The organism is Mesorhizobium sp. M8A.F.Ca.ET.207.01.1.1 (assembly GCF_004794715.1).
Taxonomy (GTDB): domain Bacteria; phylum Pseudomonadota; class Alphaproteobacteria; order Rhizobiales; family Rhizobiaceae; genus Mesorhizobium.
Genome location: NZ_SRUS01000006.1, coordinates 499,518 through 517,350, shown reverse-complemented (window position 1 = coordinate 517,350; position 17,833 = coordinate 499,518). Strand labels below are relative to the sequence as shown.

The 17,833-nt window shown below is 62.1% G+C and carries 19 protein-coding genes; 8 read left to right on the top strand and 11 right to left on the bottom strand.

Annotation, left to right across the window (positions count from 1 at the left end; all coding sequences use genetic code 11):
• Positions 1-378 precede the first annotated feature (378 nt).
• Together EN850_RS20930 and EN850_RS20925 are read left to right on the top strand one after the other, a co-directional pair.
• Positions 379-981, top strand: a complete 603-nt coding sequence (locus EN850_RS20930; protein WP_136092162.1) for a DUF1629 domain-containing protein — start codon at positions 379-381, stop codon at positions 979-981.
• A gap of 548 nt (positions 982-1,529) precedes the next feature.
• Complete coding sequence (locus EN850_RS20925; protein WP_246689256.1) at positions 1,530-1,994, top strand: DUF1629 domain-containing protein; 465 nt, start codon at positions 1,530-1,532, stop codon at positions 1,992-1,994.
• A 219-nt stretch (positions 1,995-2,213) separates the two neighbouring features.
• Here the strand turns inward: EN850_RS20925 and EN850_RS20920 are convergent, their stop codons facing one another.
• Genes EN850_RS20920 through metG form a run of 3 tightly spaced genes read right to left on the bottom strand, consistent with a single transcriptional unit; the run spans position 2,214 to position 5,385 of the window.
• Positions 2,214-3,035: an MBL fold metallo-hydrolase gene (locus EN850_RS20920; RefSeq protein WP_136092161.1), complete on the bottom strand. Its 822-nt coding sequence runs from the start codon at positions 3,033-3,035 to the stop codon at positions 2,214-2,216.
• The gene (locus tag EN850_RS20915; RefSeq protein WP_136092160.1) at positions 3,032-3,832 is read right to left on the bottom strand and encodes a TatD family hydrolase; all 801 of its coding nucleotides are present in this window, start codon (positions 3,830-3,832) and stop codon (positions 3,032-3,034) included. The genes EN850_RS20920 and EN850_RS20915 overlap by 4 nt, the downstream gene beginning before the upstream one ends.
• A complete protein-coding gene (gene metG / locus EN850_RS20910; RefSeq protein ID WP_136092159.1) occupies positions 3,832-5,385 on the bottom strand; it encodes a methionine--tRNA ligase in 1,554 nt (517 codons plus the stop codon). The genes EN850_RS20915 and metG overlap by 1 nt, the downstream gene beginning before the upstream one ends.
• 360 nt (positions 5,386-5,745) lie before the next feature.
• Here metG and EN850_RS20905 point away from each other — a divergent pair, with 360 nt between their 5' ends.
• Together EN850_RS20905 and EN850_RS20900 are read left to right on the top strand one after the other, a co-directional pair.
• Entirely contained in the window at positions 5,746-6,840 is a 1,095-nt protein-coding gene (locus EN850_RS20905; RefSeq protein WP_136092158.1) for an aminotransferase class I/II-fold pyridoxal phosphate-dependent enzyme, read from the top strand.
• Positions 6,837-7,700 (top strand): hypothetical protein, encoded by an 864-nt coding sequence (locus tag EN850_RS20900; RefSeq protein ID WP_136092157.1) that lies wholly within the window; start codon positions 6,837-6,839, stop codon positions 7,698-7,700. The genes EN850_RS20905 and EN850_RS20900 overlap by 4 nt, the downstream gene beginning before the upstream one ends.
• Before the next feature lie 61 nt (positions 7,701-7,761).
• On the opposite strand, the gene EN850_RS20895 is transcribed toward EN850_RS20900, so the two are convergent.
• From EN850_RS20895 to EN850_RS20880, 4 genes are all read right to left on the bottom strand, one after another.
• Complete coding sequence (locus EN850_RS20895) at positions 7,762-8,817, bottom strand: DNA polymerase III subunit delta' (protein ID WP_127872397.1); 1,056 nt, start codon at positions 8,815-8,817, stop codon at positions 7,762-7,764.
• Positions 8,814-9,488: a dTMP kinase gene (tmk, locus tag EN850_RS20890; RefSeq protein WP_127872398.1), complete on the bottom strand. Its 675-nt coding sequence runs from the start codon at positions 9,486-9,488 to the stop codon at positions 8,814-8,816. Before tmk ends, EN850_RS20895 begins: the two co-directional genes overlap by 4 nt.
• 80 nt (positions 9,489-9,568) lie before the next feature.
• Positions 9,569-10,729 carry a D-alanyl-D-alanine carboxypeptidase family protein gene (locus tag EN850_RS20885; protein WP_189591193.1) on the bottom strand — a complete coding sequence of 387 codons (1,161 nt, stop codon included), beginning with the start codon at positions 10,727-10,729 and terminating at the stop codon, positions 9,569-9,571.
• Between the two features lie 94 nt (positions 10,730-10,823).
• Positions 10,824-12,047, bottom strand: coding sequence for a septal ring lytic transglycosylase RlpA family protein (locus EN850_RS20880; RefSeq protein WP_127872400.1), 1,224 nt, complete (start codon positions 12,045-12,047; stop codon positions 10,824-10,826).
• A gap of 577 nt (positions 12,048-12,624) precedes the next feature.
• On the opposite strand from EN850_RS20880, the gene EN850_RS20875 reads away from it, so the two are divergent.
• Positions 12,625-13,125: a hypothetical protein gene (locus tag EN850_RS20875; protein WP_136092155.1), complete on the top strand. Its 501-nt coding sequence runs from the start codon at positions 12,625-12,627 to the stop codon at positions 13,123-13,125.
• Between the two features lie 40 nt (positions 13,126-13,165).
• On the opposite strand, the gene EN850_RS20870 is transcribed toward EN850_RS20875, so the two are convergent.
• Positions 13,166-13,813 carry a hypothetical protein gene (locus tag EN850_RS20870; protein WP_145973018.1) on the bottom strand — a complete coding sequence of 216 codons (648 nt, stop codon included), beginning with the start codon at positions 13,811-13,813 and terminating at the stop codon, positions 13,166-13,168.
• Positions 13,814-14,231: 418 nt separating this feature from the next.
• Positions 14,232-14,831 carry a hypothetical protein gene (locus EN850_RS20865; RefSeq protein WP_136092153.1) on the bottom strand — a complete coding sequence of 200 codons (600 nt, stop codon included), beginning with the start codon at positions 14,829-14,831 and terminating at the stop codon, positions 14,232-14,234.
• 111 nt (positions 14,832-14,942) lie between these two features.
• Between EN850_RS20865 and EN850_RS20860 the strand changes: the two genes are divergently transcribed.
• Positions 14,943-15,236, top strand: coding sequence for a hypothetical protein (locus tag EN850_RS20860; RefSeq protein WP_136092152.1), 294 nt, complete (start codon positions 14,943-14,945; stop codon positions 15,234-15,236).
• A gap of 15 nt (positions 15,237-15,251) precedes the next feature.
• Positions 15,252-15,401 carry a hypothetical protein gene (locus EN850_RS36400; RefSeq protein ID WP_189591187.1) on the top strand — a complete coding sequence of 50 codons (150 nt, stop codon included), beginning with the start codon at positions 15,252-15,254 and terminating at the stop codon, positions 15,399-15,401.
• Between the two features lie 122 nt (positions 15,402-15,523).
• Here EN850_RS36400 and EN850_RS20855 read toward each other — a convergent pair whose 3' ends face one another.
• The gene (locus EN850_RS20855) at positions 15,524-16,450 is read right to left on the bottom strand and encodes a hypothetical protein (protein WP_136092151.1); all 927 of its coding nucleotides are present in this window, start codon (positions 16,448-16,450) and stop codon (positions 15,524-15,526) included.
• 338 nt (positions 16,451-16,788) lie between these two features.
• On the opposite strand from EN850_RS20855, the gene EN850_RS20845 reads away from it, so the two are divergent.
• A complete protein-coding gene (locus tag EN850_RS20845; RefSeq protein WP_246689255.1) occupies positions 16,789-17,223 on the top strand; it encodes a hypothetical protein in 435 nt (144 codons plus the stop codon).
• A 76-nt stretch (positions 17,224-17,299) separates the two neighbouring features.
• Here EN850_RS20845 and EN850_RS20840 read toward each other — a convergent pair whose 3' ends face one another.
• Positions 17,300-17,833: a hypothetical protein gene (locus tag EN850_RS20840; RefSeq protein ID WP_136092148.1), complete on the bottom strand. Its 534-nt coding sequence runs from the start codon at positions 17,831-17,833 to the stop codon at positions 17,300-17,302.

The following is a 17,833-nucleotide window of genomic DNA, read 5'->3' as shown; positions in this document are numbered from 1 at the left end:
CGGCGAGGCGATCGGGCAAGCCTAGAAAGGAAGATCGAGTGGTCATTCTGATGGCCTTCAGTCCCGCCGACGCGTGATGAACGGATTGGGGCAGGTAGTTGCTTTGTATGCCGGATTCCATCGAGCGCATCCAGATCCATCGCATCCTGCGACCGGCGGAGGTGCGCTGATCCGACCCGGATACAGGAACAGAGCATCGCGCGGCACCGCCGCGTCATCTACAGTGATATGTTCGGTGCGGGCGGTCCGCAAAACGAATGTATAGTCTCGATCGACGCGTCGGTATCGGCGGCGTGCTCGAAAATCCGCTGCGAGGCCGCTGTGCGCAGCGTTAGGGGGGCTTCACTGCCTGGAAGCGTGCGAGGGTGGGGAGGTCGGGTGAAGATCTATGTTCCGAGTGTAGTGGAGGGGCAGGAATGGGTTCTTCCCGAACAAACCGACGACTACCGGCTATTCGCGACCCTCGGCGGCCGGAGCCAGAAGCGATGGCGTTCGCCCCGGATGAAATTCCTGCACGAGCAAGAAGACGGAACACCCCGGTTATATTCGGATTTTCCCTGGCTTGGCGAGCATGTGCTCATTCTGAGGGCCACGGCGTTGAAGTCGCTACGGCCGATTCTCGAACGGTATGGCGAATTCCTGTCGCTTCGTGGTGACGAGCCCATATGGCTCTTCAACGTCACCACTGTGGTCGATGCGCTGGACGAAGAGCGTTCAAGAATCGTCCGCTTTGACGATGGCGGCATCATGACGATCGAAAACCTCGTCCTTCGGGCGGAGGCTATCGGCGGGGCCGAGATATTCAAATTGCCGGAGCGTGCCGATGGCGTGCGAGTATCCGATATCTATCTGCAAGACACCATCGTGCGTCAGATCGGAGAACTCGGGCTCAAAGGCATCGCCTTTGAGTTGGTCTGGAATGACGAAACGGTCGGTCGCGACAGGATCGAATACCGCGGCGAGGCGATCGGGCAAGCCTAGAAAGGAAGATCGAGTGGTCATTCTGATGGCCTTCAGTCCCGCCGACGCGTGATGAACGGATTGGGGCAGGTAGTTGCTTTGTATGCCGGATTCCATCGAGCGCATCCAGATCCATCGCATCCTGCGACCGGCGGAGGTGCGCTGATCCGACCCGGATACAGGAACAGAGCATCGCGCGGCACCGCCGCGTCATCTACAGTGATATGTTCGGTGCGGGCGGTCCGCAAAACGGATGTATAGTCTCGATCGACGCGTCGGTATCGGCGGCGTGCTCGAAAATCCGCTGCGAGGCCGCTGTGCGCAGCGTTAGGGGGGCTTCACTGCCTGGAAGCGTGCGAGGGTGGGGAGGTCGGGTGAAGATCTATGTTCCGAGTGTAGTGGAGGGGCAGGAATGGGTTCTTCCCGAACAAACCGACGACTACCGGCTATTCGCGACCCTCGGCGGCCGGAGCCAGAAGCGATGGCGTTCGCCCCGGATGAAATTCCTGCACGAGCAAGAAGACGGAACACACCGGATATAGTCGGATTTTCCCTGGCTTGGCGAGCATGTGCTCATTCTGAGGGCCACGGCGTTGAAGTCGCTACGGCCGATTCTCGAACGGTATGGCGAATTCCTGTCGCTTCGTGGTGACGAGCCCATATGGCTCTTCAACGTCACCACTGTGGTCGATGCGCTGGACGAAGAGCGTTCAAGAATCGTCCGCTTTGACGATGGCGGCATCATGACGATCGAAAACCTCGTCCTTCGGGCGGAGGCTATCGGCGGGGCCGAGATATTCAAATTGCCGGAGCGTGCCGATGGCGTGCGAGTATCCGATATCTATCTGCAAGACACCATCGTGCGTCAGATCGGAGAACTCGGGCTCAAAGGCATCGCCTTTGAGTTGGTCTGGAATGACGAAACGGTCGGTCGCGACAGGATCGAATACCGCGGCGTGGAGCGTGCACCTGTCTCATCCGCGAATTCGCTCAGAAGTTTTTGGGCCGGTCTGCGTCGGAAGGCAGGTCTGTAAGGCAGGGCTGCGAGATGGATTCGAGACGCTTTCACGTTGCGACAAAAGTCGCATAAGATAGATTATGGAACTAGCGTACGGGGCGTAACCCCGGAATTGCTGCGGTTTCGGCCCTTGGCGGGCAACCATCGTGGACGGCACTCTAGCGGCACTTCACGACCTCGAACCCATCGCCCAACGTTCGAACGGCGACTGGAAAAGCCGACTGAGCAGCTTTCTCTATCGCTTTGACTCGCAAGGAATTTCGATCACCATGCCATCATAGGCCGGCACCACGTGGTCGGGAGTCTCGGTCATCACCGTGGCGTAATCTAGCGGCACATGCATGTGCGTCAGCACGGCATTTCTGGGCGCCAGCTTTTCGATCCAGGTAAGTGCCTGGCTAAGCGACAGATGGCTGGGATGGGTCTTGTATTGCAGCGCGTCGATAATCAGCACATCGAGGCCGCGCAGCCGCTCGACGGTGGCATCGGGAAAATCGCTGATATCGGGACAGTAGGCGAGCCCGCCGATGCGGAAACCCAGCGAAATGATGTCGCCATGGATCTGGGGCAGCGGCTCGAAGGTGAGGGCACCCCCCTCTCCTTCGATCACAACCGGCCTGGCATGGTCGATGATGTGGGCGTCGACGATCGGCGGATAGGAACTGCCTGGCGGCGTCTCGAAGCAATAGCCGAACGCCTCGCGCAGCCGCAGCATGGTCGGCTCGTCGGCATGGATGGCGATGCGATGCCGTTGTTCCAGCACATAGCCGCGCAAATCGTCGATGCCGTGGATGTGGTCGGCGTGCGGATGCGTGTAGATCACGCCATCGATGCGCCTGACTGAAGCCATCAGCATCTGCTCGCGGAAATCCGGCCCGGTGTCGATGACGACCGTGGTGCGGCCGCCATCGGCGGCAATGCGCTCGACAAGCGCGGCCGTGCGCATGCGCCGGTTCCTGGGATTGGTGGGGTCGCAATTGCCCCAGTCGCCGGTGATGCGTGGCGTGCCTGGCGACGATCCACAGCCGAGAATGGTCAGGCGCAGCCGGTCGTTCATGCCTCAGGCGCCCGCTGGTCCGGGCGTGGCATTTTTCGAAACAGCCGAAAGAAATTGTGGGTCGTCAACGCTGCGATTTCAGCCTCGCTGATGCCAATTGTTTCAGCCAGCACCTTGGCGGTCTGCGCGACATAGGCCGGCTCATTTCGCTTGCCGCGAAACGGTACCGGCGCCAGATATGGCGCGTCCGTCTCGACCAGCAGCCGGTCATGCGGCACATCGGCGGCGATGGCGCGCAATTCGGCTGAGTTCTTGAAAGTCAGGATGCCCGAGAACGACACATAGCCGCCTAACGACACGCCAATTTCGGCGAGCCGCCGTCCCGACGAAAAGCAATGCAGGATGAACGGGAAGGCGCCCTTCCCCGTCTCGTCCTCGAGAATGGCGGCCATGTCATCGTCGGCATCGCGCGAGTGGATGACGAGAGGCAGCCCGGTCTCGCGGGCTGCGGCGATATGAGCGCGAAAACCCTGCGCCTGCGCCTCGCGAGGTGCCTTGTCGTAGAAAAAATCGAGCCCCGCTTCACCGATCGCCACCACCTTCGGGTGAGCAGACAGGCGGACAAGGTCGGCCGTGGTGACGTCGAGCTCCTCGGCGGCATTGTGCGGATGGGTACCGACAGAGCAATAGACTTCGTCGAAAGTCTCCGCGATCTCAAGGATTTGCTGAAACCGCTTCACGCGCGTGGAGATCGTCACCATGCGGCCGACACCGGCCGCCTTGGCGCGGGCGACAATGGCCGCCCGCTCCTCGGCAAAGTCCGGAAAGTCCAGATGACAATGGCTGTCGACGAGCATCAGGCGTTCGCGTCCGTCTGTTCGACATAGCGCGGAAACACGCCCTCCGGCGCAGGCAGCTGCGTGCCGGACACAAGCGCATGGTCGGCGTGGACATGCACGAAATCGCGGCTGTCCGCCGGCACCGCCAGGAGGTCGAGCAGCTTGCCGGCCGAGCCCGGAATGAAGGGCTGGCATAGAACCGCCACGCGCCGGACCACTTCGGCCGTCGTCCACAGCACCGTTTCCATGCGCTCCGGATTGGTTTTCTTGAGCGCCCAGGGTTCCTGCCCGGCGAAATACCGGTCCGCTTCCGCAACCACGCCGAAGATCGCCGCCAGTGCCAGATGGATGCCTTGCTCAGCCATTGCCTTGCGCGCGGTGACGAGGGCGTCGATCGCCTGATCCAGGATCACCTTGTCGGCTTCCGCCATATCGCCGCGCTTCGGCACCACGCCGCCGCAATTCTTGGCGATCATCGACAGCGAGCGCTGCGCCAGATTGCCGAGACCATTGGCCAGATCCGCATTGGTGCGGTTGACGATCGCTTCATGGCTGTAGCTGCCGTCCTGCCCGAACGGCACTTCGCGCAGGAAGAAGTAGCGCACCTGGTCGAGGCCGTAATGGTCGACCATGGTGAACGGGTCGATGACGTTGCCGACCGATTTCGACATCTTCTCGCCGCGGTTGAACAGGAAGCCGTGGCCGAAGACACGCTTCGGCAGCGGAATGCCGGCCGACATCAAAAAGGCCGGCCAATAAACCGCATGGAAGCGCACAATATCCTTGCCGATGATGTGCGCATCAGCCGGCCAAAAACGCCAATTATCAGCCTTTTCATCGGGATAGCCGACGCCGGTTATGTAGTTGGTCAGCGCGTCGACCCACACATACATGACGTGCTTTTCGTCGCCAAGTACCGGCACGCCCCAGTCGAATGTGGTGCGTGAGATCGACAGGTCCTTCAGTCCCGACTTGACGAAGCTCATCACCTCGTTGCGTCGCTCGGCCGGGCCGATGAAGTCGGGCTGGCCTTCGTAAAGCGCAATGAGCTTGTCCTGATAGGCCGACAGCCGGAAGAAGTAGCTCTCTTCCTCGACCCATTCGACCGGCGTTCCCTGCGGCCCGTAGCGGACATTGTCGGGACGGACCTCGGTCTCCTCCTCGCCGTAATAGGCTTCGTCGCGCACCGAGTACCAGCCGGCATAGCCGCCTTTGTAGACGTCGCCATTGGCGGCCATCGCCTTCCAGATTGCCTGCGAAGCCGCGTAATGCCGCTCCTCGGTGGTGCGGATGAAATCGTCGTTGGAGGCGTTGAGCGCGGTCGCCATGCGCTTGAACTCAGCCGAGTTGCGGTCGGCCAGTTCGCGCGCCGAAATGCCTTCGCGCTTGGCCGTCTGCAGCATCTTGATGCCGTGCTCGTCGGTGCCGGTGAGGAAGAAGACCTGCTTGCCGTCAAGCCGCTGGAAGCGGGCAAGCGCGTCCGTGGCGATCAACTCGTAGGCATGGCCGATATGCGGCTTGCCGTTAGGATAGGAAATCGCGGTCGTGATGTAGAATGTGTCGCGTGACATGAATGAACCGTCATGAATGTCTGAATGGGAGCCGTGGCGGTGGATATCGCATCGGAATGGCGATTGCCATCCCGAGACCAATGCATGCCGCCCAAAAGTCGCCCCGGTTTCGGGGGCAACGGCATGCACCAAAAAAGGCCGTCACATTCGCATTGCAGAATTCAGGCGGTCGGTCATGGTCAGGACGTGCTGCTTCTTGTCGAGATTGCGGGGTGTCGGTCTCAAATATAACGTCCAAGGCCTCATGCCAAGTCCAGACCGCCTGCCTGACCTGCGCATTCATCACCATGGTCCAGCGGCAAGCCGTTGCAAAGCCCGGCCACGTTCCCTTAGGGTCGTGACGGGCAAAGGCAGACCTGCATGGCCACGACCACACAATATGATCCGCGACCGAATCTCGATCTGCGCTTGCGCCAGGCCGGCGCGAGCAAAACCGTCTACGCCCTCGTCACCCCCGAGATCGAGGCGGTAAAGGCCGAATTGCTCGGCAACAATACCGGAAATGGCCCTGATCCGGTCCGTGCGGCCTATCTCGATCAGTTTCGCCATGCCTGGACCGGAAAGCAGAACGCGCTGCACAAACGGTTCTTCGACACCTGGCTCGGTTGGGCGAAGCCGATGGCGCCGTTGAACACGGCTGACTTTCCATTCAGCTATCCGACCGCGGGTGCAAGCGAGCCGCTTTTTCACCTGATTGCCGATTACGGCAACCGCGCGCGCCTCGATGGGTTCTCCCCTCGCCTTGCAATCTTTCGTGGCGAGTATGAGGGCTACAGAGCCTATGCTGAAGCCTGCGGCATTCCGGTGACGGAATATGACCGCCACGACTGGCGCGATATGGCCGACACCATCGATCCCCAGCATCTGCTGTGTCTCAGCCAACCCTCGGCCATTGACGGAATGGTATGGCCCGAAGCCAACGCATTTCTTCGCCGGCTCAGCGGGCGCGCGAACCCGGCCCAGGTCGTCTTGGATTTGACCTATGTCGGGGCAACCGCCGAGCCACCGCCGGAAACGATCCTCGCCGACGCCCCTTGCGTGAGTGCCGTGGTGATCAGCCTGTCCAAACCGTTCGGCACCTATTACGACCGCATAGGCGGTGTGTTTTGCCGATCGGAGAATCTCGGCCTGTTCGGCAATCAATGGTTCAAGAACCTGACGTCGCTGCAACTGGGAATCCGGCTGATGGAGCGGTTTGACGTGTTCGCCATGGCGCGCCGCTACGCCGCGGTTCAACATGGCGCTGCGGAACATGCCGGCCAGGCTCTCGGCCTCGCTCTGGTGCCGGCGGACGTCTTCATTCTTGCCCAGGCATCGGCAGGGGCGGACATGGATTCAGACATGGCCTCCTACCTCACCCGAGCCCCTGGCGCGATCGGTGCTCGGCCCCGCCTGTGTCTCACGCCAGGCATGGCGGAGGGGATCGGCATGGCCCCTCCTGGACCGGTTTCATGAAGCATCTAGTCCCGCTGGTCACCCGCGATGACGTCCATGCTCACTGCCTGGCGCACTGGAAAACGGATGCATTCCGATCCTCGCATCGCGAGGGCGGCTACATCCACGACGTCGTCGATCAGTACGCCCGCCTGCCGCGCTTCACCTGCGAGACCACAAACGACCGCCTGGAACGCGCGCACTTCTGCACCTGGTGGGGGCTGACGATGCGCCGGGACGACTATGCCGCTCCGGCCGTCGAGGATCTCTACATTCTGCATGAAATCTGGCACGCCGCGCACATCCCCTTCATACCGGGCATCGGGTTCGAGGCGTTCCACGGCAAGATGGAGCGCAACGAGCTCGAAGCGAGCGTGGCTTCCGAACTGCTGGTCTATTTCAAGATCGATGGACTGAGGGAAAGCGCGTTTCCGCATCCCATTTATGCGGACCGGTTTCTCAATGATCCGGCCATGCGGCTTCTATGGCGCGAGAACGAAGTCGTCGCCACCAACACGCTGCTCGAAGCGCGGCGAAACGTCATGTACTCAAAGCCCGAAGGCGACATGGACCTGAGCGAGCGCTGGATCCGCAAATTCACCATGCAGAACCGGCAATGGTCGATTGTCTGGGCCGACCGCTATCCCGACATCGAGGACCATATGCATCGGTTCCAGCAGATGGCACATGGCGGCGACAGGAAGGGGGCCGCCGACTTCCATATCGACTGGATCGAAGCCGAGGCCGCCAGCGATGCTGTAGACCACATTCCTTTCCGCGACCAGGCGCTGCTGTTCGCCACGATCTATTGGGCCAATCGCGCCAAATATGATGCCGCGCTCAATGGTGCCGCGAGCAAGCCGGCGCGGATGACGGCCTGAATAGCCGGCCGCGATCCTCCAACAGCTGCCAGCGGCTGGCGATTGCCGCCCCAGATGACCGTCACACGCGCATCGCCGAATTCAGTCGATCGATCATGGTCAAGGCATGCTGCTTCTTGTCGAGATTGTAGGTATCGGTTTCCGATATGGCGTCCAGCGCCTCATGCCAGCTGTCCGACAGTGTTTTGGCCCGCGCAAGGTCGCCGGCCAGCGCCGCCTGGCTTGCCGCGTCCGACAGAAGGTCCAGTGCCCGGCGGTTGAAGATGTCGAACTGGATCGCCTGATCTCGGCCCGCGACGGCTTCAGCCAGGCGATAGGCGCCGCCAATATCGCTCTTTCCCTTCGCCACCAGGCCATCGAGCGTCTGTGCGATCTCCAACCCGCCATATTGCGTCAACAGGATCGCGCTGCGGGCGCTTCCCCCTGCCCGCTCGACCAGCGCGGCTCGCGCGGCCGGATCGTCCGGCGGCGGCGGTTCCGCGGTCTCCAGCACCGCCATCAGCTCGTTGGCGTCGAGCGGTGTCAGCCGCACCACCTGGCAGCGCGAGCGGATCGTCGGCAGCAGACTGCCCGGCGCATGGACGATGAGAATGAACAGGGTTCGTGCCGGCGGTTCCTCAAGATTCTTCAGCAAGGCATTGGCCGCATTGGCATTCATGTCGTCGGCCGGATCGACGATCACCACCCGGTAGCTGCCGTCGTGCGACGTCAGCGACAGGAAGCGGCTGACCTTGCGGATTTCGTCGACGGTGACGACGGTCTTGAAGCTCTTGGTCTTGTCGTTCAAGGGGCGGGTCAGGTGCAGCACCCCGGGATGCGCCCCGGTGGCGATCTGGCGAAACAGCGGCGATGCCGGATCGGGAACCGCCAGGTTGCCGGGTGCCTGGTCGAAGGCCGGGTGCTTCAAAAGATGATGGGCAAGGTGGAAGGCAAGCGTCGCCTTGCCGATTCCGACAGGTCCGGCGAAGATCAGCGCATGCGGCAGCTTTCCCGCCCGATAGGCGGCAGCCAGCATGGCGGCGGCCTGCCCGTGCCCGACCAGACGCGGCGTTTCGGAGGGTTCCGGCACACCATCCAGCGTATCGTGCTGTTCCGGCGCGATGCGTTCGAAGATCATACCGGTGCGACCTGCCTGTTGCGCTCGGGCGCCCTTGCCTCCAGTGCCGCGAACACGGCCGCGGTGACGACGTCCTCCACCGTATCCGGATCGGCGGACGCATCGACGACGATGCAGCGCTCCGGCTCTGCCGCGGCGATCGCCAGGAACGCTTCGCGGCGGGCCTGGTGGATGGCCAGCGTCTCTTTTTCGAAGCGGTCGGCGGCGGCATCGCTGCCGCGCCGCAAGGTCGCGCGCTTCAAACCCTCGGCCGGGTCGATATCGAAGATCAACGTCATGTCGGGCATCATGCCGTTGATGGCGACCTGTTCCAGCATGGCCATGAACGCCGGATCGATCCCGCCCGTAACGCCCTGATAGACACGCGAGGAATCCAGGAAGCGGTCACAAAGCACGATGGAGCCGCGCTCGACGGCCGGACGGATGACCTGCTCGACATGGTCGGAGCGCGCGGCGGCGAAGAGCAGCGCTTCCATCTTCGGCCCGAACGGTTCGGCGGCGCCCGACAGCAGCACATGACGGACCGCTTCGGCGCCCGGCGAGCCGCCCGGTTCACGCGTGCGCAGGACGTCATACTTCTTGGCGCGCATCTTTGTGGCCAGCCGCTCGATCTGTGTCGACTTGCCTGCGCCTTCGCCGCCTTCGAAGGTGATGAAAAATCCGCGCGCCAACCGAGGGCCTTTGTTCGTGTTCGAGTGGATTGTTGCGCTCTAGATAGTCCGCGTTCGGGAAAACGTCCATGCCGTCGGTGTTATCGAAGCCAGCCGATAGCCAGTTCCTTGACGGCATCGAGCGCGCGTTGCGGCAACGTGCCGACGCCGATCGTTTCGGCGGCGAACAACGGTGTCTCCTGGCTCAGCGTGTCGCCGATCCAGACGCGCAGGGCGCCCACCGGTTGCCCCTCCTCCACCGGAGCGGCGACCGGCCCGGTGTAGACGATTCTCGCCGTCAGCTTGTCGCGGTTGGTGATCGGCAGGAAGATGTCGATCGGACCTTTTGCCTTCAGCGTCACACCGGATTTCGCACCGCCAAAGACCTGGGCCTCTCCGACCACCTCGTCCTTGGCGAAGATCTCGGTCTTCTCGAACGAACGAACGCCCCAATCGAGCAGTTTGCGCGCCTCTTCGGCACGCTCCTTGTCATTGGCCAGCCCGCTCATTGCAGCGATCACCCGCTTGCCATCGTGGCTGACCGAAGCGACGATGCCGAAGCCGGATGTCTCGCTTGCGCCGACAGCCAGGCCGTCGGCGCCGATGTCCATCGCCAGCAGCGGGTTGCGGTTTCTCTGCGAGATCTTGTTCCAGGTGAAATCCTTCAGGCCATAGTAGCGATAGAAATCGGGGTATTCGCGCCGCAGATGGAGCGCGAGCTGCGCCAGTTCGCGCACATTTGTCTGCTGGCCATCGGCCGGCAGGCCGGTCGAATTGACGAAAGTCGAAGTCTTGAGGCCGATCTGGCGCGCGCGTTCGGTCATCTCTCCGGCAAAATTATCCTCCGACCCGGCCATGCCTTCGGCGATGACGATGCAGCCGTCATTCGCGGCCTGCACGGTCACCCCCTGGATCAGGTCCTCGAGCCGGATCGCCGATTTGAGCTTGGCGAACATCGTCGAGGTCCCCGACGGCGCGCCACCTTTGCGCCAGGCGTTCTCGCTGACCACGAACGTATCGTCGAGTTTCAGGCGCCCGGACTTGAGGGCGTTGAAAACCACTTCCATCGTCATCAGCTTGGCCATCGAGGCCGGCGGAATGGGTTTGTCGGCATCTTTCGAAAACAGCACCGTGCCGGTGTCGGCATCGATCATGAAGGCCTGTGCGGCCTTGGTTTCGAAAAGCTGCGCTTGGGCCGGCGAAAGCATAAGCAGCAGGCCAAGAACAAACCCGGCGAAAGGCTGTAGCAAGCGAAATTGCATGAAAAGCGACCCGTTGGCCGGCCCCTCCGGCGTGCCGAAACTATCGGGCTTTTTCGGCGAGGGATCAACTGCCGGCGGCACGCCGGCTCTCGGATCAGTCGCGCACGACCAGCGCGTCGGGCGCGCCGTGGGACCATGCCGCCTTCAGCAACTCGTCCAGGTCGCCATGGCCGTCCGGATAGAGGTTGACCGCATACCAGTCATTGCCGTCGAGATCGGAGCGCTGGATTTCTATTCTGCCGAAGGACTTTAGCGCCGAGGCCACACGTTTGGCCTCGGTGGCATCGTCGAACGTGCCGGCGGCGACATAGTCGGAGCTGGACGGCGCCGCTTGGCGATCGGTCTTTTTCCAGGACCGCAGGATGTCGGCGGGCGACATGCCGCTGTCGTCCAGCGCGGCAAACACATCCGCGCGATGGACGCGTTCATCCGCATAGGACAGCGAGGCCATGGCGAACGGCGATTGCGGCGGCAAGCCGATCTCGGGACGTTCCGGCACGATCGGTCCGAAATCGGGCAGCGCCAGATCGCCGAAGGCCGGCGACTGCGCGGACATCTGCGCCTGGACCGGGGTCGCGGAATCGGTCAGCTGACCTGGAAACGGCACGGCGGCAGCACCCGCCGGAAGGCTCGGCGACGGTCCGTTCATGGCCACCATGACGCCGGTCGGCAAGCCATCCGATGGATCCGGTATGCGGTTGCCGGGATGGTAGGAGGCCATCAGGTACTGGTCGTCATTGCCGTCGAGCGGCGCGCGGCCGACATATTCGACCTTCACCTTCGCGGTGCCGACCTTGTCGTAGTCGAGCATCTGCGCGGCACGCTCCGAGACGTCGATGATGCGGCCCTCATGGTATGGGCCGCGGTCATTGACGCGCACGATGACCGAACTGCCGGTTTCGAGGTTGGTGACTCGGGCATAGCTGGGCAGCGGCATCGTCGGATGCGCCGCCGTTAGTTGCGCCGTGTCGTAGACTTCGCCGTTGGCGGTCAGCCGGCCATGGAAGGCGTCGCCATACCACGAAGCCAAGCCGACCTTGGCGTAGCGCTTCTCTTCCTTGGGATAATACCACTTGCCGCGCACCTGATACGGCTTGCCGAGCTGGTCGCGGCCGCCGCCGCGCCGCATGAAGGCAGCGCGCGGACTGGCCTTCACTCCATATTCGGTCTCGGCGAAATATTCCTTGGAGCGGGTCTTCTTGTAGACCATGCCCTTCGGCTCGGGCTGCGACGCGCAAGCGGCAAGCAATGCAGCCGACGCCGCAAGCAACGCAACCGTGGCAACGCGACGAAGACGCGGGTGCGTCACAGCCTGCATTCTTGATTGCCCCCCCCTAAAGTCTCGACCAACGACATCGTGTCCGACCATCAGAGAGCCACGCGCTCACTCGACAATGCCAACGACGTCTCGGACCCCGATCCTTTGTGCGCAGGAATTGTTTATCACGGTATTAACCGATTGTGGCCGGAACCGGGCAAGATTGTGACGCTGCTTGTCCTGTCCCGGGGCTTGGAGAAGGGCCGCTTCGCGCAAGCCGGTTGACAGGCCTTTGCCGGGCACACTAGAGCATTGGCCGGCAGTCACCGGAGGGATGGCCGAGCGGTTTAAGGCACCGGTCTTGAAACGTGGCGGAAGCCGTCCAACTGCGTAGACTGCCGTCACTCGAAGCCCGGTTCTCCGGGCTTTTTGACCGGCTGCTCATCTCCGGTATTCCCGCCTGGTCCCTCACCTTCATCGCCTGTCCGGTGCCAATCTCGGTGCCAAGTACGGCTCACTGGCAACTTCACCTGCGCTGCAGCTATGCCGGGTGAACGCGCCTGCAAAAAGTAGAAGCTGCTTGCCCTCTCTGCAAACTTGAGCAATTGTTAATATAAGCCTTGGGAGGGGCGTGGGGATGAACAGCAAAGTATTGATGGCGCTTGGCGTCGTCGCCGCGCTTTGCGGCTGCCAGACCAGTAATCAAGCCGACTACGCACAGATTGGCTACGGGCCGAGTTTTGAGGTCGCGCATGCCCAATGTGAGATGCAATCCAGGTCAGTTGACCAGGGCTATCTTGCTATCGGATCACCGGCTTTTGTTGCCGGCGCCGGTCTAGGCAACGCTCTCGGTAATGCCGTTGCCGAAGATCAGTACATGAAGAACTGCCTGATCATAAACGGTTGGAAGCGTGCACCGCATGGCCAGGGCGCCGCCGCAGTGGCGGCCGTTGCTGCTGGTGCGCCACCGACGCCCTTTGGAATACAGCGCGCCCCTGGCAGCTGGATCAATACGGCGCTGCTTGATTGGTCGGACGCGAACAACAAGTGTGTCGCCGGTGACAAGGCCGCATGTGGAACTCGAGCGAAGCTCGGTGCGCGGCTCAGGGCTGCCGGGATCAATCCGGCGCCGGTCTGAAAAGGGCCCGCCGCCTTTCGACGGCGGGCGCCCAGACCAGTCAGATTGCGAGGCCCAAGAACATTTCCCGTTCCCGCTCGACCCCCACGGTTTCCAGCAGCGTGACCAGATATACCGCCTTCGCCCTGGCCTCCGCGAGGTCCGCAGGTGCCGCGTTGATCAGCGCGGTCAGCGCGTCGTACTCAGCCTCGGAAGCTGCTTGCGCGCGGTCCCTGACGTCAGCGTAACCACATTGCCGCCGGAATGCCTCCTCACGCGCCTGTGCCTCCCCGAGCTCCGCGTCGATCCGGGTCTTCTCGGCGTCGGTAACCGCATTGATCGGCTCCAAGAGGGCGGTATCGATGCCGTGCAAAAACAAAGTGCTGAAGCAGTTCCGAATGGTGGCGAATGCGCAGGAGGTCGCGTTCAGCGGTCCCATTCCGCTGTCGGAAAGGTACTCCACCTGGCCTCGGCCGAATGGCAACGGCAGCCAGTTTTCGGGTCTCGTCTTCAGGTAGGCCGCCTCGGCCGCCGATTCGGCTGCTGTCGTCTCATCGTAGAGCGCACAGGCGGCCCTGTGGGCATCGATGAGGGCTTGGACGCCCGATGGAGCGTCCGGCGCGGCGATTGCGCGTCCTGCGCCGGCGGCAGCCGGCAGCGCCACCATTGCGCCAATGACTAATGATCGACGATTAACCCCCCGACCCATCGCTATGCCCTCCCCTGGCCTCGACCAATTGATGGTCGCCGAAGATCGAGAGCGGAGCGATTCGAGGAACGCGCATTTCTGGGGAAAAGGCTCGCAAAGGTCATGTGTAGTTTCTCACTGGTTAAAAGGGCTGTTCAAGGCCCGCTCGGCGATCGGCGCCGAAGCCGGAGGTTGAACACCTGCCAGTGAGACAGGCCGATGGCTTTTAACCGCGAGGTCTGGACAGCACCACCGCCTCCGGCCTATAGAAAGGCCGTTCGCGGCAGCCGCCAAGCTGCGCGTCATCCCGCAAGCGGGACAAACGACTTAAGATCGCGCCAACGATTTTCGGTCGTCACTGGTCCGGGTGTTCAAGCCCACGGACACGATGCTCTCACGCTCGATTCTCGTCAAGCACTCCCCGCCCGGGGAAACCGGCTTACGCACAGTCATCATCGCCCCACTCGATCACCAGCGTGCCACCCAGCGCCTTGACTGCCTTGTCGACCTTTCGGAGATCGTGCTTCTTCCTCCGCTGCGCCAGCTTGCTGAAGTATCTGCCGGTGCCCGCGTAGACGTCGAGGTCGGGCATGAAATGCCCCTTCGTTCGGCAGGCCTCGCGGACGTCGTCGATGACCGGATGGCTGGTCTTCACATATGGCTTCCGCCATCGTCGCAACCCCATCTGGTAGCCATTGACCTGGAGCGACGTCCAGGTCCTGTCCGGGAACGCAGCAAGTAGCTCCGCCTTGCTCACCGTCGTGAAAAGCCGTCTCAGCTTTGTCCTGTCGGCGGCCGTCCAGGCCGGCTTCGGGGTGCTCAGCCCCATCAGATGGCACTGCCCGGTGATCGCGGCCATTGAGCGCTTGGGCAGCCGTTTCTTCATGGCCTTATAGTCGGGAAACCATTTCGTCAGGACGGCGCGCTCCGCCGGCGTCCAAAGTGCGTGGCCGTTCGGTGTTCGGCCGGCCTTCCGAATCCGGTCTTGCGCCGCGAGGCTTTTATCAAGCGAGGCGAGATCTGCCGATCGGTATGCCATGACAGATCGTTATCGGCAGCGCCGACGTCGCAGCAAGGCGAGGTTTCAGGCGGTCCCCGCTTTCCTCGTGGAATGGTCAACGATAGATTTGCCCTGCAGGGGAAATTTGAGATGACCATGGTTCCGATACGAGCGACCCGAAAGGCCTATCGCGGCGCCGACCCGCAGAAGGCGCTCCGTGTCGCCGATCAGAACCGGATCATTGAAAGGATCGAGCGTCGCGCCAACGAGATCCTGGCCGGCCGCCAAGATGAAATTCAGGTGCTGCTTTTCCAGGAGATCGCCGACGATCTCTCCATCGACGTCGACATAGTGCGTGACGCGCTTCCCGGCGGCTACAACGGGCTGACTGTTCGCGTCACCGCGGCGGACCGCGAGATGCTCGAGCGGTTCAAGCGCTCCTGAAGGGAGGAAATATAAGTGGCCTACTTGCTCGCCTTCGCTGCGCTACTCGCCCTCGGCTACTTGACGGGCATCACCTTCGAATGGATCGCATGGGCCTTTGTGGCAGCGATGGCAGGGCTGTTCGTTTTCAGCCTGTTTTTTCCAGACGATCGTCCGAAGAAATAGGCGCCTACGAACGGGCGCATGCTATGTGCCAAGCGCACTATGAAGGCTATATGGCGAAGGACTAAATAATTCGCGCTGTCCGAAGGCCCGCCGGCCAAAAGCCGACGGGCCGGATGCGCGGTCTACTTCGCCTTGGGCGGGAGAGCCGCCCGCTTAAAGGACTCGATCGCCTTTGTCGCGACCACCGGCTTGATCTTGCCGATGCGCGCCTGGTTGCTCAAGTAGTCAGGCAGGTGGTCTGCCAGATACGTTTCGCGGAACCACTTGCGGAATTCGCCGAGCGCATCATCCGGATAGCAATAGGGCTGCTGCGGATTCGACGGCGCCTGCGGGAAATACACCGGATAGTCGTGGAGATACTTCTTCCGGGCCCCGTGGATGATGTCGAGGTTTTCTTCGACCCAGTGCTTCGACCAGCGCAGGCCGACGCTGATGTCCGGAACGATATGCGGACCGACGTCAATACCGGCGTTGATCATCGGCACGATCATGCCCGCGATCTCCTGATAGACGCTGAAGTAGCCGGCGGGTACCGCGTTGGCGACCAAGCTCACCCGGTCGTGAAACTGTTGCCACGCCAGGCTCACCTTGCCGTCGGGATTGTAGCCAACCTGGGCGTAGACGAAGTCGGAAAAGCCCTTCTTCGCCAGAATCCGGTAGCTGCGGAGCGCGTGAGCGTTTTCGCCGGAGACTTCGAACGCATAATACTCGAGCACGGCCATGACCACGTGCGCCGGAACTGCGTGATGGATCGTCCCGTTCTTCTTCACGGCGTGGAAGAACACCGTGTCGTCGTAACCTTGCGCCTTGATGAGGTCGCGGATCTTCTTTTCCCGCGCCTTGAAGGTCACGTCGCTCCATTCATTGGTCAACTTGACCAATGTCGTATGGTCGATGCCGCACATGCGGGCAAGCCCGCGGAGCGTCAGGAACGGTGTGCCGTCGCCGAGGACGCCCATGCCGACGCCGTCAATTTCGGCCTCGACCACGATATCAAGATCAAGGGTTAGCTGCCCGTGGGCGGTGGTCAAACTATTGCTGGATGGCATATTTCTCTAGCCTTTTCAGTTGGTTGAGGTGGTGACCAACCTGGCTAGAAATGCTCGCCCTAAGTACTACATTAGGGTGTGACCGAACGGTCCAGCCAAGTTGTTGGTCCGCTCACAAAGCCGCTGCCCTTGCCGGGGCAAGCGGCTTTTTCTTCGAACCGACTCCAATATAGCGTTAAGACGCCGAATTCTCCAGTTCACCGACAGCGATTGGAGTTAACAGAATTGTTTTGTTTTTATGCGGACGGCGCCTCGTCGGCGGCCTCCCGCGCGGCTCTCATGTAACGGTGCGCCGTTTGCTCTCTGAGGCCAGACTCTCCCCGCAGCCAAGGCCCGAAGTGGCCCCACGGAAGCTCGCCTTTCTTGGCGAGGAGTTCCCGGCCGACGGCGATCTTTTCCCCAGCGGTCAGGCGGGCGCCTCGCTTGAAAAGTTGCCGGCCCTTCTCTGTGAGGCTCTCCCGCATCTCTTGGTGCGGGCCTGCGCCGACCTGGTGGAGGCCGATGCGACGGCCTTCCTGGAAATGTTCGACAAGATGCCGATCGGCCCGCTAATGGCGATCGCCAACGAGCTCCGCTCGATCGTCCCGCAGCGCCATGCTCTGGCCGGCATGCTCTATCTGCAGGCTCGCCGCTCGCTGACAGCCCACAGCGACACCTCATCGATCAAGGCTTGGTTGCCCCGCCCTTCGGCGAGAATGCACAGCACAATGCGCGCGTGCGGCTCCCCGTGGCGGTCGATGATGCGCCGGATCGTCGTCGGCGCCCTCGTTTGACCGGGCTCCGGATAGGCACGGCCGGCGATAATTTCGACATCGAATTCCTTGCACAATGCTCTGACGCGAGGATCGATCATGCCGTCGCGCAATCGCCGGCCGCCTTGATCCGTCGACGCTTCGCGTTCTCACGGCCCTTGCGGGCGATCTCCGCGCGCTTCTCCTCGGCGGCGACTTCCTCAGCGGAGAGCTTCGGAATGATCCTGTCCGGGCTCGCCAGGAGCCATAGCAGTGCCGTCGCCATGGCCTGTTGGGTGCTACAGCCCGGCTTGACGAATTGCGCCCACGTCCTGACCTGGCCGAGGTCGATATCGTCGAAGAGGTCGGCGCGGATCTCGACCAGGCCGGAGAGCACTACAGCCGAAACGGCGGTGATGACGTCACCCTGCAGCTCGCCGGCGTTGCCGCGGCTTTCGACGATGAGGCGGAGCACGAGTCTCAGATGATCGGCGCCGTGCGCCTGGCCGATGCGCTTCAGCGTGATCGGGCAGAAACAGACTCTGGCGCGGCCGGCGTTGGCGCCATGCAGCGAGGGCTTGAGGACCTTGATCCCGCACTGCTCCGCAATCTTGTGGACGTCGCACGGGAACTGGCCAAGCCGACCTAGCAT

Coding starts and splice junctions, on each gene's coding strand:
- EN850_RS20885 (WP_189591193.1), bottom strand. CDS start 10,729: ATGCAATTTCGCTTGCTACAGCCTTTCGCCGGGTTTGTTCTTGGCCTG.
- EN850_RS20860 (WP_136092152.1), top strand. CDS start 14,943: ATGACCATGGTTCCGATACGAGCGACCCGAAAGGCCTATCGCGGCGCC.
- EN850_RS20915 (WP_136092160.1), bottom strand. CDS start 3,832: ATGCTCGTCGACAGCCATTGTCATCTGGACTTTCCGGACTTTGCCGAG.
- EN850_RS20920 (WP_136092161.1), bottom strand. CDS start 3,035: ATGAACGACCGGCTGCGCCTGACCATTCTCGGCTGTGGATCGTCGCCA.
- EN850_RS20840 (WP_136092148.1), bottom strand. CDS start 17,833: ATGCTAGGTCGGCTTGGCCAGTTCCCGTGCGACGTCCACAAGATTGCG.
- EN850_RS20865 (WP_136092153.1), bottom strand. CDS start 14,831: ATGGCATACCGATCGGCAGATCTCGCCTCGCTTGATAAAAGCCTCGCG.
- EN850_RS20900 (WP_136092157.1), top strand. CDS start 6,837: ATGAAGCATCTAGTCCCGCTGGTCACCCGCGATGACGTCCATGCTCAC.
- EN850_RS20870 (WP_145973018.1), bottom strand. CDS start 13,813: ATGGGTCGGGGGGTTAATCGTCGATCATTAGTCATTGGCGCAATGGTG.
- metG (WP_136092159.1), bottom strand. CDS start 5,385: ATGTCACGCGACACATTCTACATCACGACCGCGATTTCCTATCCTAAC.
- EN850_RS20875 (WP_136092155.1), top strand. CDS start 12,625: ATGAACAGCAAAGTATTGATGGCGCTTGGCGTCGTCGCCGCGCTTTGC.
- EN850_RS20905 (WP_136092158.1), top strand. CDS start 5,746: ATGGCCACGACCACACAATATGATCCGCGACCGAATCTCGATCTGCGC.
- EN850_RS20855 (WP_136092151.1), bottom strand. CDS start 16,450: ATGCCATCCAGCAATAGTTTGACCACCGCCCACGGGCAGCTAACCCTT.
- EN850_RS20895 (WP_127872397.1), bottom strand. CDS start 8,817: ATGATCTTCGAACGCATCGCGCCGGAACAGCACGATACGCTGGATGGT.
- EN850_RS20880 (WP_127872400.1), bottom strand. CDS start 12,047: ATGCAGGCTGTGACGCACCCGCGTCTTCGTCGCGTTGCCACGGTTGCG.